The sequence below is a fragment of the Psychrobium sp. MM17-31 genome (assembly GCF_022347785.1).
Lineage (GTDB): Bacteria > Pseudomonadota > Gammaproteobacteria > Enterobacterales > Psychrobiaceae > Psychrobium.
The window spans coordinates 261,839-278,224 of the sequence record NZ_JAKRGA010000002.1 but is presented as its reverse complement, the minus strand read 5'-3'; the positions used below and the strand labels follow the sequence as shown (position 1 = coordinate 278,224).

Sequence of the window (16,386 nt, the reverse complement as noted above, 5' to 3'; positions counted from 1 at the left end):
ACCTAAAGACGTTCTGTGAGTGTCATAAGTATGTACATTTGTACTTACGATACCTCAGCAGTTTCCACAATAAATTTGGTTAGGAACTATGTCCAAGTTAAGTAAAAATAAAATCGCTATAGCAATAGCGGGAGCCGTTGCTCTTTCAACAACCTTCGCAGCCTCTGCTACTGAAGACGTTAAAAAACTTCAAAACGCAGACGGTACTATTCAAAAAGCCGCAGCTAATTCACAAAAGAAAGTGAACAAATTGCATGAGCAAGCTGGTGATCTAGTATTCCAATATCGCCAAGTTGTTGATGACACAGATGGTCGTCGCTCATACAACGATTACGTTGCTACACTTGTTGCTGACCAACAAGCTAAGATTGACGCTATTCAAGCTGATATCAACGGCATCGATAAAACTCGCCAAGGTCTAGTACCTCTGATGTTTAAAATGATCGATACAATTGAAGAGTTCGTTGCTCTTGATCTACCTTTCGAAAAGAAAGAGCGTGAAGATCGTATCGCTTATCTTAAAGAAATGATGCTTGACTCAAACGTTTCTACCGCTGAAAAATACCGTAAAGTATTAGAAGCTTACCAAATCGAACTGCAGTCAGGTCGTACTTCTCAAGTTACTCAAGGCAAAGAAAACATCGGTGGTAAAGAACTTACTGTTGACGTACTTCAATTTGGCCGTGTAACGCTAGTAGCGCAAACTCTTGACTCAAAACAGCAATGGGTTTGGAACAAGAGCTCTAAGCAATGGGATGCATTAGGTGAAGAATGGCGTCGTCCAATCCGCAACGCGATTGACGTTGTACGTAAAGATAAGTCACCTAACTTAGTTAAACTACCTGTACCAGCACTAGGGAGCGCTAAATAATGAATAAGTTATTTAAAGGTTTAGCGATTGCTTCAATTGCAATGTCTGCATCTTTTGCTCAAGCGTCAGCGCCGTCTGTAACACTTGACCAACTATTAGAAAAAATCAAAAAAGAGCGTATCTCTGAAGCGCGTATCGATAAGAAACGTGAAGCTGAGTTCCGTAGCGCTCGTGCTGATAAAGCTGCTTTATTACGTAAAGCTAAAGCTGAATTAGCTGCTGAAAAAGTACGTGGTGAGAACCTTCTAAAGCAACACGCTGACAACGAACGCCGCATGGCTGAGTTAGAAGCTGATCTTGCTGCTGCACAGGGTGACTTAAAAGAGGCATTCGGTGTTGTACGTGGTGTTGCTGGTGACTCTACTGGTATCGTTGCTGCATCTGTTATCTCTGCACAATACCCAGGTCGTGCTGAAGAGCTAGCGGCTATCGGTGCACTTAAAGGTCTACCTGGTCTAGCTGAACTAGAAAACCTATGGTTCGCACTACAAACTGAAATGACTGAGTCTGCAAAGATCTCTACTTTCACAGTACCTGTTTCTGACGTTCAAGGTAACACTACTGAGCGTAAAGTAACTCGTATTGGTGCTTTCAACCTTTTAGATGACAACGGTTTCTTAGTTTACACTGAAGATGGTGTGTCTGAGCTAGCGCGTCAACCAGAAGGTCACATGCTTGCTACTGTTAAGCCATACTTAGATTCAACTTCTGGTTACCAATCGTTATTCCTTGATCCAGCTCGTGGCGGTTTATTAAGCCTACTAACTGGTCAAGCAACGCTAGAAGAAAAATACCACCAAGGTGAGACTGTTGGTTACATCATTACTGCAGTATTAATCTTAGGTCTTCTAATCGCATTAGAGCGTGTAATTACTCTGACTCTATTAAGCGGTAAAGTTAAAGCTCAACTTAAGAACCCTAACAACCCAGGTGACAACCCACTTGGTCGTATCTTAAAAGTGTACCACAGTGCCAAAGATTCAGACGTTGAAACATTAGAGCTGAAACTTGATGAAGCTATTTTGAAAGAAGCACCACGTATTGAACGCGGTATTTCAATCATCAAAGTATTGGCGGCAATCGCTCCAATGCTAGGTCTTCTAGGTACAGTAACTGGTATGATTGCAACTTTCCAATCTATCACGTTATTCGGTACTGGTGACCCTAAAATGATGGCTGGCGGTATCTCTACTGCATTGGTTACAACGGTTCTAGGTCTAGTTGCTGCACTACCATTAATGTTAGTTCACGCATTAGTATCTGGTCGTTCAAAAGCATTACAACACGTTCTTGAAGAGCAAAGCGTAGGTCTTATCGCTGAGCACGCCGAGAAGGAGTCTAAGTAATGATTTATTACCTGATGGGCCTTTGGGAATCTATCAGGGACTTCATGGCCACTGGTGGCGATGTCCTACTATTCGTAGCGGTGACATTGTTCCTAATGTGGAGCTTGATGCTCGAGCGTTATATGTACTTACGTCTCGTATTTCCAAAAGAGCGCAAGCGTATTATTGCAGAGTGGGACGCCAGAGAAGATACAACTTCTTGGTATGCCCAGCGCATCCGTGAGGCCTGGATTTCCCAAGCCAATGAAAAATTAACTGCGCGTATGACCATTATCAAAACGCTAGTAGCAATGTGTCCGATGATCGGATTGCTAGGTACCGTAACAGGTATGATCAGCGTATTTGAGGTTATGGCAACAGTAGGTACCTCGAACGCACGTTTAATGGCGGGCGGTATTTCGATGGCTACAATGCCAACGATGGCTGGTATGGTTGCTGCGCTTTCTGGTGTTTTCTTTAGTGCACGATTAGCTGGTCAGCTAAAAATTGCACGTGAAACGCTAGTTGACAGTATGCCACATCATTAGAGAGAGAATAAATTATGGCACGTAGACGTTTTCATGAAGAAGATGAAGCTGAAGTAGACATGACGCCGATGCTTGACATCGTATTCATCATGTTGATCTTCTTCATCGTAACAACTTCATTCGTTAAAGAAGCCGGCTTTGATGTTAATAAGCCACAAGCGGCACAGGCTACTAAAAAGCCATCAGCAAATATCTTCATCGCTGTTGATAAAGCTGGCCGAATCCATATGGAAAAACGTGTTGTTGATATCAAACGCGTTCGTGCGAACGTAGAGCGTATGCTCGCTGAGTCGCCGGAAGCAGCTGTGATGATCATGGCAGATGTTGACGCTAAGCACGGTATTGTTGTTAAGGTCATGGACCAAGTTAAAGCAGCGGGTATCGATAAGATAATGGTTAACGCTGAAGGAGAGTAATTATGATAAGAGCATTGGTAGCCGTAATTCTTGGTGCCGTTGTCACTTTCGCATTATTTGCCTTTATGTCATTTTTGGTTAGCCTTGGTGGCGAACGTCTGGATAAAGGTGAAAAAACGCCACCTTTAGTAATCAATCCTGATAGGGAAGATTCGAAGACAACGCAAAAAACGCGCTTCAAACCGAAGCCGCCACCACCACCAGATGCACCGCCACCGCCAGCCCCGGCTGAGCCTGATACTAACGATAGTAGTGCAGGCATGCAGTTCGATATTGGTGGGGTTGATGTAGGTGGTGTTAGCAGCACGATGGACGGTCCTGGTGTCGGTGGTATGCAAGATGGTGAAGCAACACCTATTGTACGAATCGACCCTAGATACCCAATCAAAGCGGCTCGTGATGGTAAAGAAGGTTATGTTGTGCTTAGCTTTACAATCAATGAGATTGGTGGTGTAGATGACGTAAAAGTTATCGAAGCTAAACCAAAGCGATTGTTTGATAAAGAAGCCAGACGTGCATTGAAACGTTGGAAGTACAAGCCGAAGTTGGTTGATGGCAAACCACAGAAAGTACCTAATCAGACTGTACGATTAGACTTTACACTTGATAAGCAGAGGTAATAGAAGATGAAATATTCAGCTAAATTTGCTGCGTTGTTACTGACTTCAGTAATCGGCATGTCAAGCGTATCTTCTGATGCATTTGCTTACGCTCAAGATAACTCTGAACGTAAAACCTATACGCTCTCAGAGCGTGTAGGTAAGAAAGTAGCGAAAATCTACGATCTTTATGCAGCTGATCAGATTGACGAAGCTATTACGCTAGCTTTAGAAATAAAACCGAAGAAGCCATATGATAAGGCTTACATGGCGAAATTTCTGGGTAGTATGTATGCTGGTCAAAAAGGTAAAGGCTTAGAAGCAATTAAGTATCTTCAAGCATCTGTAGATGCTGATATCTTAAGTACCAATGAGCACGGTAATGCAATTCGAACGCTTGCAGATTTGCAAGTACAAGAAAAGCTTTTCAAAGATGCGATTAAAAACTATCGCTTATGGATGGACTTTACAGGTAAAGAAGATCCTAAAGTGTATATTCGTATCGGTGTTGCCTACATGGAACTCAAAGAGTACAACAATGTTATAGCACCAGCAGATAAAGCTATCGAATTGCAAAAAGCAAAACCGGACGATGCACCATATCGTTTAAAATTGGGCGCTTACTACGAAAGTCAGCAACCGAAAAAAGCCATTGGTGTTTTAGAAATTATGGTAGGGCTTTTCCCAGCTGAAGCTAAATATTGGGCTCAGTTAGGTCAGTTCTACATGTTGGATGAGCAATATGAAAAGGCATTAGAAACAATGCATATTGCTTACATTAATGGTTACCTAACAACGAAGAGTCAAATCTTAGTGTTAGCGCAACTTTATACTAACAACATGATTCCTTATCGTGCGGCTGTAGTACTCGAGAAACACATGAAATCAGGTTTGATTCCACGTGACGAGCGTATGCTTAAATTAATCGCTGCTTCTTGGCATCAAGCTAAAGAAACCAAAAGAGCGATTAAGTACTACGGTGAAGCTGCTGCTATCGAAAATAATGGTGAGCTGTACTATAAACAAGGTACATTGTCGTTTGAGCTAGAAAAACACAAGGATGCTATTAAAGCCCTTAAGTTAGCTTTAGAAGACAAAAAGCTGCGTAAACCAGACAACGCTATGTTTACTCTAGCACAAGCATATTTCTACAATGGGCAATATAAAACTGCTCATCGAACAATGAAATCTATGCAAAATGCTAAAACACGAAGTGTTGCTAAGAATGCTAAGATTTGGGTTAAATACATTGAAGACACTGCAAAGCGTCGTAAAGTGAAAATTTAATTCATAACACATTCTAATTTGCTAAGATAAGCCCCGCCTCGTGCGGGGCTTTTTTTTGATTTTTTAAAGGGTAAAAAAATGAAGTTGATGAAACCGTTATTACTGTGTGGTGCCTTAGCGTTGGTAGGTTGTGACAACAGTTATCAAGTAGCGCAGCAGAATATAGCGGTGGAAATGCCAAATAAAGTGGCGGATGAGAATCAAAACTTTGCGCGGTTAGCAAAAGATTACTTTGAGCAGCATATCGCACTGAATCCAATCTATGCTCTTTATATTGGTGATTATTCGCATAATGGTGAGTTTGTGAATGATTTAACAGATGACTATTTAAAGCAGCGTCATGATTTAACCACTAAAACACTAGCTTTTTTAAATGGTTTATCTATTGAAAAGCTATCGCTAGAAAATCAAATAAGCTATCAAATTCTCAAGGGAAATTTACAAAACGAATTACAAGGTAATGCGTTCCCGAGTCACTTCTTACCTTTTTCACAGTTCGATTCGTTGATGAGCACTATGGCTCAACTCGGTTCTGGGCAGAGCGCTCAGCCGTTCAAAACGGCGCAGGATTATCGAGATTTTGCCCAGCGATTACGTGGTTACATCACATGGTTTGATTCCGCGAAACAGCGTTTAGCTGAAGGCGTTAACAATAAAGTTGTCCTGCCGCGAGTGCTCGTTAAGCGTCTCTTAGGGCAATTAGAAGCCCAAGTTGTCAAACAATCGCAAGACAGTATTTTCTATCAGCCAATTATAGAGATTGGTGATGACATCCCTCAATCAGAAGCTAATGCCATTCGTAAAACCTATGAATCTTTGATCGCAGATGAACTGATACCAGCCTATCAAGGATTAATCGATTTTATAAATGAAGATTATTTACCTCATACACGCGCAACAGATGGCTATGGCTCACTGCCTAACGGGTTACCGTGGTATCAATATCTAGCGAACACTCATACTACAACAACGATGGATGTTGCACAAATTCATGAGTTAGGGCTTATAGAAGTCAAGCGCATCTTAAAAGAGATGAATGGCATTCGCGAAAAAGTAGGTTTTGATGGCGACCTCAAAGCATTTTTTGAGCATTTAAGTAACTCACCACAATATTACTTTAGTGAAAAACAAGATTTAATAGACGGTTATCAAGAATTTAAAAAACGTATCGACAAGGTGCTACCACAATATTTCGGCGTAATGCCTAAATCACCTTACATCGTTAAGGCGGTGGAAGCGTTTCGAGAACAGAGTGCCGCAGGTGCTTCGTATATGCCGGGAAGTCCTGATGGTACTCGCCCTGGAGTATTTTATATCAATACCTATAACCTTAAAGCTCAGCCGAAATGGGGCATGATGACTTTATCGTTACACGAAGCGGCACCGGGTCACCATTTTCAGATCTCATTATCGCAAGAGCTTGAAGGTGTACCTGATTTTCAAAAGTTTGGTGGGCAAACTGCATTTATTGAAGGTTGGGCGCTATACAGTGAATATTTAGGTATTGAAATGGGGTTATTTGAAGATCCTTATCAATACTTTGGCAAGCTTGCGGACGAAATGCTTCGTGCCATGCGCTTGGTAGTCGATACAGGATTGCACGCAAAAGGTTGGAGTCGTGAGCAGGCCATTGCTTACATGCTTGCAAATTCTACTATGGCTGAGTCAGATGTGATTGCCGAAGTAGAACGCTATATGGCACTTCCGGGACAGGCACTGTCATACAAAATTGGTCAGTTAAAAATTATCGAACTGCGTAAGCGCGCTCAAGACAAACTTGGCAATAAGTTTGATATTAAAGAATTCCACAACCAAGTATTACTCGACGGTGCATTACCTCTTGCGGTACTGGAGTCTAAAATCGATCGATGGATAGCGACTAAATTAGCTAAATAGCGATGAAGTAACAAGTAGTAATGAAGTTAGTATTAGCACCCCTTGAAGGGGTTATCGATCATTTGGTTAGGCATTTACTCACCGAAATTGGTGGGTTTGATCTGTGTATCACCGAATTTATGCGAGTGTCTGACACCTTTATGCCTGAGCGTAGCTTTTATAAGTTGTGCCCAGAACTGCATAATGGTGGCTTGACACCTGCAGGTGTGCCTATTCGGATGCAACTGCTGGGGCAACATCCACAGTTGATGGCGGATCACGCTAACCGCGCCATTGAGCTTGGTAGCCATGGCATTGATTTGAATCTTGGCTGCCCTAGTAAAATTGTTAATTCTAACAAAGGTGGTGCGGTACTGCTCAAAGAGCCAGAAACTATCTATCACCTTGTTAAGGCAATGCGTGAGGGTATTGCACCTGAGCATATCTTCTCCGTAAAAATTCGTCTTGGTTGGGATGACGCTAATGCCGTCCATGAAATTAGTGATGCGATAATTAGTGCAGGGGCAAATGAGCTAACCATTCACGCTCGTACCAAGGTCGACGGTTATAAAAGTGATGCGATTAAGTGGGAAGCGATAGCGCCAATTGCGGCTAAAGGTGAAATTAGTCTAACTGCTAATGGTGAGATTTGGAGTCAGCAAGATGCGCTTGAATGCCAGTGTATGACAGGCTGTGAGAATCTAATGCTTGGTCGCGGCGCACTAGCATTGCCCAATTTAGCGGCGGTGATAAAAGGACAACAAGCACCTATGAGCTACGCCCAGCTGTTAGAGCTGCTTAGTCGTTACACCACTTTTGAGGTGGAGGGCGATAAAGGACTTTACTATCCCAATCGCATCAAACAGTGGCTGACTTACTTACGCCAGCAATACCCCGAAGCGAAAGAGCTCTTTGGTCAGATACGCACGTTAAACAAAACGCCGCAAATTGTTGATATCTTGGCAAGAGAACGCGACCGTTATAGCGTGCATATCAATTCTTAGTGATGGAAGAATCACCGTTTAGCGGTTTGTGACCCGAGCCGCTATCTTTTTTGTGACTACTAGTTTTCATCTGGTGGTCATTCCTTTATAATGTCGCGTCACAAAAAGAACCCTATGGGGATGGTTATGACAAAAATCGTGTGTTTATGCGGTTTGTAGCCCTCTCACATTAATTTTAAATTGCAACTTTAATAGAGTAAAACAATGGCAGATTTATCAAAATACAGAAATATTGGTATCTTCGCTCACGTTGATGCTGGTAAAACAACTACCACAGAACGTATCTTGAAGCTTACTGGTCAAATCCACAAAACTGGTGAAGTACATGACGGTGAGTCAACTACTGACTTCATGGATCAGGAAGCTGAGCGTGGTATTACTATCCAATCTGCAGCGGTAAGTTGTTTCTGGAACGACCACCGTTTAAACGTTATCGATACTCCTGGACACGTTGACTTCACAGTTGAAGTATACCGTTCTCTAAAAGTACTGGACGGTGGTGTTGGTGTATTCTGTGGTTCTGGTGGTGTTGAGCCTCAATCAGAAACTAACTGGCGTTACGCGAACGAATCTGAAGTTGCTCGTATCATTTTCGTTAACAAACTAGACCGTTTAGGTGCTGACTTCTACCGTGTTGTTAAGCAAACTCAAGACGTACTAGCTGCAAACCCATTAGTAATGGTTCTACCAATCGGTACTGAAGATCAGTTCGTTGGTGTTGTAGATCTACTAACTCGTAAAGCATACGTATGGGATGACTCAGGTCTTCCAGAAAACTACGAAATCCAAGACGTTCCAGCTGACATGGTTGACGACGTTGAAGAGTGGCGTGAAAAATTAATCGAGTCTGCTGTTGAGCAAGACGACGATCTAATGGAAGCGTACATGGAAGGTGAAGAGCCTTCAATGGAAGACATCAAGCGTTGTATCCGTAAAGGTACTCGTACAATGGACTTCTTCCCAACTTACTGTGGTTCTGCATTCAAAAACAAAGGTGTTCAATTAGTACTTGACGCTGTTGTTGATTACCTACCAAGCCCAACAGAAGTTGATCCACAGCCACTAACTGACGAAGAAGGTGAGCCTACTGGTGAAGTAGCAACTGTTGCTACTGACGAGCCATTACGTGCGTTAGCATTCAAAATCATGGATGACCGTTTCGGTGCCTTAACCTTCATCCGTATTTACTCAGGTGTAATGCGTAAGGGTGACACTATCCTTAACTCTGCAACTGGTAAGACTGAGCGTATCGGCCGTATGGTTGAGATGCAAGCTGACGAGCGTAACGAGTTAACTGAAGCGCAAGCCGGTGACATCATTGCTGTTGTTGGTATGAAGAACGTTCAAACTGGTCACACTCTATGTGATGCTAAAGTACCTTGTATTCTTGAAGCAATGGTATTCCCTGAGCCAGTAATCTCTATCTCTGTTAAGCCAAAAGATAAAGGTTCAACTGAGAAAATGGGTATCGCTATCGGTAAGATGGTTGCAGAAGATCCATCATTCCGCGTTGAAACTGACGAAGATTCAGGTGAGACTATCCTTTCAGGTATGGGTGAACTTCACTTAGACATCAAAGTTGACATCCTTAAGCGTACTTACGGCGTAGAGCTAGAAGTAGGTCAACCACAAGTAGCTTACCGTGAAACTATCACAGCTGAAGTTGAAGATAGCTACACGCATAAGAAACAATCTGGTGGTTCTGGTCAGTTCGGTAAGATCGATTACCGCATCAAGCCAGGCGAAGTTGGTTCAGGCTTCACTTTCTCATCTACCGTTGTTGGTGGTAACGTACCTAAAGAATTCTTCCCTGCAATCGAGAAAGGTTTCAAGGGTATGATGGACGAAGGTACTCTAGCTGGCTTCCCAGTATTAGACGTTGAAGTTGAACTTTACGATGGGGCTTTCCACGCAGTTGACTCATCAGCTGTTGCGTTCGAAATCGCTGCTAAAGGTGCATTCCGTCAATCGATTCCAAAAGCTGCTCCACAGCTAATCGAGCCAATCATGAAAGTTGACGTATTCACGCCAGACGATCACGTTGGTGACGTAATCGGTGACCTTAACCGTCGTCGTGGTATGATCAAAGATCAAATGGCTGGCGTAACTGGCGTTCGCATCAAAGGTGACGTACCTCTATCAGAAATGTTCGGTTACATCGGTTCACTACGTACAATGACTTCAGGTCGTGGTCAGTTCTCTATGGAGTTCTCACACTACAACCCATGTCCACAAAACGTAGCTGAAAAAGTTATCGAAGAAGTTAAAGCTGCTAAAAAATAATTTTTAGTTAAATGCTTTACTCAAAGCCCCGCTAAGGCAACTTAGCGGGGCTTTTTATGTTCAGGATGAACGGTATCGAGCGGTGCCATGGATGGCAAGGAGCCGATATGTTCACGACTAAATGGATTTAGGAGTTAGAGTGAAGCAGGAGCTAGAGCCGAGGATGAATGGTCAAGATTCTGAACTCCTGAGAATCTATGTACTTACATCCATGTAAGCAATCGAGCGGCGCCACGGATGACAAGGAGCCGATATGTTTATGAGGGATAGCTTGGAACAGCGCCATTGCAGATAATCTGCTCTTTTAGACAATTAGGATGAGAACTTTATGAATACACGACAAGCTCACTGGCAGCAAGTTTACAGCACCAAAGATACCCAGCAATTGAGCTGGTTTCAGCAAAGCGCAGCGCAGTCATTAGCGTATATAATGCAGAGCGAGTTAGATAAATCTGAGGCTATTATCGATATTGGGGGCGGGGCGTCAGTCTTGGTAGATGAGCTATTAGCCCTAGATTACAGCAATGTTAGCGTATTAGATATTTCATCGCAGGCTCTTGAAGTTGCTAAATCACGCCTTGCTAAGCAAGCTGAAAGGGTAGACTGGTTAGCGATAGACTTATTGAACGCTGAATTTAATACCGGACAATTTAGCATATGGCACGATCGCGCGGTATTTCATTTTTTGACGAGTGAGAACGATAAGGCCTCCTATCGACAACAGCTTAATAATGCCCTTAAAGTGGGTGGATATGCGATTATTGCTACTTTCGATATCGGTGGGCCAACTAAGTGCAGTGGTATCGATATTGTACAATACAGTTGGCAGACGCTAGCAGACTTCGTTGGTGATAGTTTCGAACTAGTAGCACATTGTAATGAAAGCCACATTACGCCTTTCGATATAACGCAGCAATTTACCTACTGCTTGTTTCGAAAAGTCGCTTGATAAGCCTATCAACAGCGCCAAATTTTAAGTATTATTTGCGCTTAATACCTATTACTTTAGATTGCTTATGAGTCTTGAATTATCGTCATTACAACAGCATTGCTTAGCTGGCATCGGGATCCCGCAGTTTCAATCGCGATTGAAATTGGCATCGATGACGACAGAAATAGAATCTGAGCAAGTTAAAATAGAACAGCCTTCTATAAATCGAGAGGGGACTCCTGCCACTCAGGTTGCCGAAGCACAGGCTCCGTATAACAAGTCTGCTTATCAAGCGCCTGCACATTTATTATCTCAGCTAGAAAAGGTATTAAATTATGTCGCTAAGGAATCTTCGCAACAAAACATTTCATGGCAGGTTAATGTTGATGCTAGCGAAATTCAATGGCGTGACAATGAGCTGCAATTACCGCCGTTAGAGGCGGTATTTAGCACGCCGTCATTGAAGAAATCACTATGGACGCTTCTTAGTGAGCTTTCAGATAAGCAGTAGCTATGACTATCAGTTTTCTTCCTTTTACTAGAGATGATGTGGATGCTATCTATCAAATAGAAACTGCCGCACAGTCACATCCAATGTCACTTTCTGTAATGCATTCTTGTTTGGGAAAACGCTATTTCAATGCTGCTATCTATGTTGATGACTGCCTCGCAGGTTTTTACATCGGCGATATTGTAGTGGATGAGTCATCACTTATCGAAATCTGTATTTCTCCTAAATTTCAGGGACAAGGCCTGGGTCGACAATTACTCGACCACTATTTGGGCCAAGCGAAAGAGCGCGGCGCGATGAGTTGTTGGTTGGAGGTACGAGAGTCGAATGTTGCTGCTCATCAACTCTATCAATCGATGGCATTTAATGAAGTCGATCGCCGTATTAATTATTATCCGACGGCTAATGGTAAGGAAGATGCCATTATCATGAGTTATATCCATTTCTAGTTTATAACCTTTAGGGCTACAGAGAATAGGACACAAAAAAGCCCGCGGGAGAGCATGCGGGCTTTAATAAACGACTTATATATTGTTACTTAAGCTGGGAATAACTGCGTTAGCTTAGTGGCTAGCATCATATTACCAATGGCTTTTACTTTACCCATCATAAAAGCAGTCATACCGTTAACGCTACCATCCAGCAGGCCTTTTAATGTATCGCTAGCCAGTTGTAGGGTAACTGATGGATCATCGTGCTCACCGGCTTCGATAGCGTACTCGCCATCTTTAACGATTAGGTGAAACAGTTCGCCTTCTAAATCAAATTGAAACACTTCATCTAAACCAGCCGCTGCATTGGCATCAAATTTACTAGCTAGGATTTCTTTATATTCTGCTACGCTCGACATAATTTTTCCTTATTATTCTTTATGTTGCTAAAGCTTAATTGTTATCGGTGCCATCAATAAATTATTATCAAACACCTATTAGAGTATTAACTCTAGTTGTGAACTTAACACGAATTTTCAACGATGCAAATGAATATTTAAACATTTGTTTTAATTTGGTTGTGAATGCTTTGTTAGTGATAAACCACAGTCTTGGTAAAACATCGTACAACTCAGTGCAAAATCCGTTATAATCGCCGCCATTAAATTTTTACGAACACTATTTGCTATAGAGATTTCTATGACGCCTTTTGAAACTTCCGTCAATAAACGACGTACCTTTGCGATCATTTCGCATCCCGATGCCGGTAAAACTACCATCACCGAAAAAGTATTATTATTCGGACAAGCGCTACAAAAAGCGGGTACGGTAAAAGGTAAAAAGTCTGGTCAGCACGCAAAGTCTGACTGGATGGATATGGAAAAAGAGCGTGGTATCTCTATCACGACCTCGGTAATGCAGTTCCCTTACAAAGATTGTCTTATCAACTTACTTGATACACCGGGACATGAAGATTTCTCGGAAGATACTTACCGTACTCTAACGGCGGTAGATTCGTGTTTGATGGTAATAGATGCAGCGAAAGGTGTAGAGGCACGCACCATTAAATTGATGGAAGTAACACGTTTGCGTACGACGCCTATCGTGACTTTCATGAATAAACTTGACCGTGATACACGCGATCCGCTTGAGTTAATGGATGAAGTTGAAGACGTACTTGATATCGCTTGTGCACCTATTACATGGCCGATTGGCATGGGTAAAGAGTTCAAAGGTATTTATAACCTACTAACTGATGAAACCGTGCTATACCAAACTGGTCAGGGGCACACCATTCAAGAAGTTCGTACAATCAAAGGCTTAGATAACCCAGAGCTGGATGAAGAAATCGGTTACTACGCTGAAGAACTGCGTGAAACTATGGAACTAGTGCAAGGCGCATCTAACCCATTTGATTTAGAAATGTTCTTAGCAGGTGAGTTAACACCTGTATTCTTCGGTACTGCGATGGGTAACTTCGGTGTCGATCACATGCTAAATGCTTTCGTTGATTGGGCACCAACTCCAGTAAATCGCGTGACTGAACAACGTGAAGTCGAAGCGACAGAAGAGAAATTCTCAGGCTTCGTATTTAAGATTCAAGCTAACATGGATCCTAAGCACCGTGACCGCATCGCATTCATGCGTATTTGTTCGGGTAAATACGAGAAAGGCATGAAAATGAAGCACGTGCGTATCGGTAAAGACATCAATGTTTCTGACGCATTGACCTTTATGGCGGGAGATCGTGCTCATGCTGATGGCGCGACTTCTGGCGATATTATCGGTTTACATAATCACGGTACTATCCAGATCGGTGATACTTTCACTCAAGGTGAGATGCTGAAATACAGCGGTATTCCAAACTTCGCGCCTGAGCTATTTCGTCGTATTCTGCTTAAAGATCCATTGAAGATGAAGCAGCTGCAAAAAGGTCTAATTCAGCTATCAGAAGAAGGCGCGGTACAGGTATTTAGACCACTGCGTTCAAACGAATTAATCCTAGGTGCGGTCGGTATTCTTCAGTTCGACGTAGTTGTTGCTCGTCTGAAATCAGAATACAAGGTTGAGGCGATTTATGAACCTGTATCTGTTGCAACAGCACGTTGGGTTGATTGTGAAGATCCAATCAAGCTAGAGAAGTTTAGAAAGAAAGCTTTCGATAACTTGGCATTAGATGGCGGTGATAACCTAACTTACATTGCGCCAACAATGGTGAACTTGAATTTAGCTTACGAGCGTTATCCTGAGATTACGTTTAGAGAGACAAGAGAAAATTAGTCAACAGCAATAGGTTGAGTGACAATTTAGGCCGCTATTTATCGTCTGAAATTAGAAATTGACCGATAAAAAAATCATGGATGATTTTTAGCATTTTCTGCACGGACGCAGGTTAAATGCGTTATCGAGCAGTCAATTTATCATTTCAGAATCAACGATAAATTTGCGGTTCGCCTTTCTTTTGGTTACTTTTCTTTGGCGACGCAAAGAAAAGTAACTGATGTGCTCTCACCAGAGTTTAATTGAGCGCATTACTTTCCTAGCACATCATAAATTCCTCAGACTTTTGTTGCCTCGCTGAATCTGTAATTAAGTTTTTAGAGTTGCGAGTTACTTGTGAAAGAAGAACATTACTTCATCGACACCCACTGTCACCTAGACTTCGACCGCATCGGCGATCTCAACGATGTGTTATCACAAAGTAACGCTGAAAATGTGCGTCAGTTTGTTGTGCCTAGTGTCAATGCCGATAATTGGCAACGAGTGTTGGAATTATCAAAAGTGCACACTGCTATTTACGCCGCCTTGGGTGTGCATCCCTATTTCTTAAGTGATGATAATCAGCTTAATGAGCTCGGCAAGCTAGCGACAGCACAGCGAGATAATATAGTCGCTATTGGCGAAATTGGCCTAGATGGTGCGTTAGACATCTCACTTGAAACGCAACTTTCAGTTTTAAAGCCACAACTTAAACTTGCGAAAGAATTAGCGCTTCCGGTGATTTGTCACGGCCACAAAGCCTATGATGCACTGCTCAAGCAATTACGCATCTATCAGTTGCCACGTGGTGGTGTTATTCACGCATTTGCAGGTAGCTTACAGCAGGCGACAGCCTTTATTGATTTGGGTTTTTACATTGGTGTCGGTGGCAGCATTACCTATCCGCGAGGGCATAAACTGCGCAGTGTGATTGAGCAATTACCGCATGATCGCTTGCTACTTGAAACTGATAGTCCTGATATGCCGCTTCATGGCTTTCAAGGGCAAGTTAACTTCCCGCATCGCATTCCACTGATTGCACAGATACTGGCAGACACACTGGATATGTCAGTCACGCAAGTTGCTTATTTGACGAGCAAAAATGCGAAATCTCTCTTTAATCTCCCGAACGCTGATTCGCCTCAAAGCTAGTTTTTACAACAAATGTGATCATGGCGATGGTAACGCTTAGGAAAACTGGTTACATTGAGTTTTATTATGAATTACGCCGTAGTTAGCAGTAATTTAGTTCCCAATTTTGAGAGAAAAATGACCGATTTAGAAAGAGCCGCTTGTTACGGTATTCAGCTGATGGATCTCACGACCTTAAGTGACGATGACACCGCTGAAAAAGTCGAGGCTTTGTGTCAAAAAGCGATTACTGATGCGGGCAATACCGCTGCAGTTTGTATTTATCCGCAGTTTATTCAAACAGCTAAGGCGAAGCTAGCCGAGCTAAATGCTAGCAATGTACTCGTTGCTACCGTGACAAACTTTCCACACGGCAATGGTGACGTGCAAGTTGCAGTTAAAGAGACACAACAAGCCGTTGAGTTAGGGGCCGATGAAGTCGATGTTGTGTTTCCATACCGCGCATTTCTAGCGGGTAACGAGCAAGTCGGTCATGATTTAGTGGCACAATGTAAAGCGGCTTGTGGCGATAAGGCATTGCTGAAAGTCATTCTTGAAACTGGCGAAATGAAATCACCAGAGCTGATTAAGAAGGCTAGTTTAATTGCTATCGATGCTGGTGCTGATTTTATTAAGACATCGACTGGCAAGGTTGCAGTAAATGCTACGCTAGAAGCGGCTGAGCAAATGCTACAAGCAATTAGCGAAACAGGTGGCAAGTGCGGTTTTAAAGCGGCCGGCGGCGTTAAGAGTAGTGAAGATGTAGCTGCGTACTTATCGCTAACTGAATCGATTTTATCGAGTGAGTGGATTACACCAAAACACTTTAGATTTGGTGCCAGTAGCTTGCTCAATAACTTATTGGCGACATTAAATAATCAAGCAATCGACACCAACAGTGTCGGTTACTAATTG

Annotated in this window: 16 protein-coding genes; 15 read left to right on the top strand and 1 reads right to left on the bottom strand. The window is 42.6% G+C overall.

All coding sequences use genetic code 11. From position 1 onward, the window contains the following. The first annotated feature begins 88 nt into the window (after window positions 1-88). The 12 genes from MHM98_RS05695 (at window position 89) to rimI (ending at window position 12,099) form a co-directional block, all read left to right on the top strand. Window positions 89-871 carry a DUF3450 domain-containing protein gene (locus MHM98_RS05695; protein ID WP_239438308.1) on the top strand — a complete coding sequence of 261 codons (783 nt, stop codon included), beginning with the start codon at window positions 89-91 and terminating at the stop codon, window positions 869-871. After that, window positions 871-2,217: a MotA/TolQ/ExbB proton channel family protein gene (locus MHM98_RS05690; protein ID WP_239438307.1), complete on the top strand. Its 1,347-nt coding sequence runs from the start codon at window positions 871-873 to the stop codon at window positions 2,215-2,217. The genes MHM98_RS05695 and MHM98_RS05690 overlap by 1 nt, the downstream gene beginning before the upstream one ends. A gap of 2 nt (window positions 2,218-2,219) precedes the next feature. After that, window positions 2,220-2,744 carry a MotA/TolQ/ExbB proton channel family protein gene (locus MHM98_RS05685; RefSeq protein WP_239438900.1) on the top strand — a complete coding sequence of 175 codons (525 nt, stop codon included), beginning with the start codon at window positions 2,220-2,222 and terminating at the stop codon, window positions 2,742-2,744. Between the two features lie 14 nt (window positions 2,745-2,758). Further along, window positions 2,759-3,160: a biopolymer transporter ExbD gene (locus MHM98_RS05680; protein WP_239438306.1), complete on the top strand. Its 402-nt coding sequence runs from the start codon at window positions 2,759-2,761 to the stop codon at window positions 3,158-3,160. 2 nt (window positions 3,161-3,162) lie between these two features. Continuing rightward, entirely contained in the window at window positions 3,163-3,780 is a 618-nt protein-coding gene (locus MHM98_RS05675; protein WP_239438305.1) for an energy transducer TonB, read from the top strand. 6 nt (window positions 3,781-3,786) lie between these two features. Continuing rightward, window positions 3,787-5,046, top strand: a complete 1,260-nt coding sequence (locus MHM98_RS05670) for a hypothetical protein (RefSeq protein ID WP_239438304.1) — start codon at window positions 3,787-3,789, stop codon at window positions 5,044-5,046. An 87-nt stretch (window positions 5,047-5,133) separates the two neighbouring features. Further along, complete coding sequence (locus MHM98_RS05665; RefSeq protein ID WP_239438899.1) at window positions 5,134-6,942, top strand: DUF885 domain-containing protein; 1,809 nt, start codon at window positions 5,134-5,136, stop codon at window positions 6,940-6,942. Between the two features lie 20 nt (window positions 6,943-6,962). Beyond that, window positions 6,963-7,925 (top strand): tRNA dihydrouridine(16) synthase DusC, encoded by a 963-nt coding sequence (dusC, locus tag MHM98_RS05660; protein WP_239438303.1) that lies wholly within the window; start codon window positions 6,963-6,965, stop codon window positions 7,923-7,925. A 204-nt stretch (window positions 7,926-8,129) separates the two neighbouring features. Beyond that, window positions 8,130-10,208 carry an elongation factor G gene (gene fusA, locus MHM98_RS05655; protein WP_239438302.1) on the top strand — a complete coding sequence of 693 codons (2,079 nt, stop codon included), beginning with the start codon at window positions 8,130-8,132 and terminating at the stop codon, window positions 10,206-10,208. Between the two features lie 328 nt (window positions 10,209-10,536). After that, complete coding sequence (locus tag MHM98_RS05650) at window positions 10,537-11,157, top strand: class I SAM-dependent methyltransferase (protein WP_239438301.1); 621 nt, start codon at window positions 10,537-10,539, stop codon at window positions 11,155-11,157. A 67-nt stretch (window positions 11,158-11,224) separates the two neighbouring features. After that, window positions 11,225-11,650, top strand: a complete 426-nt coding sequence (locus MHM98_RS05645; protein ID WP_239438300.1) for a hypothetical protein — start codon at window positions 11,225-11,227, stop codon at window positions 11,648-11,650. 2 nt (window positions 11,651-11,652) lie between these two features. Beyond that, window positions 11,653-12,099, top strand: coding sequence for a ribosomal protein S18-alanine N-acetyltransferase (gene rimI, locus MHM98_RS05640; RefSeq protein ID WP_239438299.1), 447 nt, complete (start codon window positions 11,653-11,655; stop codon window positions 12,097-12,099). Window positions 12,100-12,188: 89 nt separating this feature from the next. Here rimI and MHM98_RS05635 read toward each other — a convergent pair whose 3' ends face one another. After that, window positions 12,189-12,500, bottom strand: a complete 312-nt coding sequence (locus MHM98_RS05635) for an SCP2 sterol-binding domain-containing protein (RefSeq protein ID WP_239438298.1) — start codon at window positions 12,498-12,500, stop codon at window positions 12,189-12,191. A 274-nt stretch (window positions 12,501-12,774) separates the two neighbouring features. Between MHM98_RS05635 and prfC the strand changes: the two genes are divergently transcribed. The 3 genes from prfC to deoC all read left to right on the top strand — a co-directional run bounded on the left by prfC (window position 12,775) and on the right by deoC (window position 16,383). Beyond that, window positions 12,775-14,361, top strand: a complete 1,587-nt coding sequence (gene prfC / locus MHM98_RS05630; RefSeq protein ID WP_239438898.1) for a peptide chain release factor 3 — start codon at window positions 12,775-12,777, stop codon at window positions 14,359-14,361. A gap of 336 nt (window positions 14,362-14,697) precedes the next feature. Then, window positions 14,698-15,492: a TatD family hydrolase gene (locus MHM98_RS05625; RefSeq protein WP_239438297.1), complete on the top strand. Its 795-nt coding sequence runs from the start codon at window positions 14,698-14,700 to the stop codon at window positions 15,490-15,492. A gap of 117 nt (window positions 15,493-15,609) precedes the next feature. Then, on the top strand, window positions 15,610-16,383 hold the full coding sequence (gene deoC / locus MHM98_RS05620; protein WP_239438296.1) for a deoxyribose-phosphate aldolase: 774 nt from the start codon (window positions 15,610-15,612) through the stop codon (window positions 16,381-16,383). The last annotated feature ends 3 nt before the right edge of the window (window positions 16,384-16,386 follow it).

Bases quoted from the DNA above. Each gene is read 5' to 3' on its own strand.
- MHM98_RS05695 (WP_239438308.1), top strand. From the start codon at position 89: ATGTCCAAGTTAAGTAAAAATAAAATCGCTATAGCAATAGCGGGAGCC.
- MHM98_RS05690 (WP_239438307.1), top strand. From the start codon at position 871: ATGAATAAGTTATTTAAAGGTTTAGCGATTGCTTCAATTGCAATGTCT.
- MHM98_RS05680 (WP_239438306.1), top strand. From the start codon at position 2,759: ATGGCACGTAGACGTTTTCATGAAGAAGATGAAGCTGAAGTAGACATG.
- MHM98_RS05675 (WP_239438305.1), top strand. From the start codon at position 3,163: ATGATAAGAGCATTGGTAGCCGTAATTCTTGGTGCCGTTGTCACTTTC.
- MHM98_RS05670 (WP_239438304.1), top strand. From the start codon at position 3,787: ATGAAATATTCAGCTAAATTTGCTGCGTTGTTACTGACTTCAGTAATC.
- MHM98_RS05665 (WP_239438899.1), top strand. From the start codon at position 5,134: ATGAAACCGTTATTACTGTGTGGTGCCTTAGCGTTGGTAGGTTGTGAC.
- dusC (WP_239438303.1), top strand. From the start codon at position 6,963: ATGAAGTTAGTATTAGCACCCCTTGAAGGGGTTATCGATCATTTGGTT.
- fusA (WP_239438302.1), top strand. From the start codon at position 8,130: ATGGCAGATTTATCAAAATACAGAAATATTGGTATCTTCGCTCACGTT.
- MHM98_RS05650 (WP_239438301.1), top strand. From the start codon at position 10,537: ATGAATACACGACAAGCTCACTGGCAGCAAGTTTACAGCACCAAAGAT.
- MHM98_RS05645 (WP_239438300.1), top strand. From the start codon at position 11,225: ATGAGTCTTGAATTATCGTCATTACAACAGCATTGCTTAGCTGGCATC.
- rimI (WP_239438299.1), top strand. From the start codon at position 11,653: ATGACTATCAGTTTTCTTCCTTTTACTAGAGATGATGTGGATGCTATC.
- MHM98_RS05635 (WP_239438298.1), bottom strand. From the start codon at position 12,500: ATGTCGAGCGTAGCAGAATATAAAGAAATCCTAGCTAGTAAATTTGAT.
- deoC (WP_239438296.1), top strand. From the start codon at position 15,610: ATGACCGATTTAGAAAGAGCCGCTTGTTACGGTATTCAGCTGATGGAT.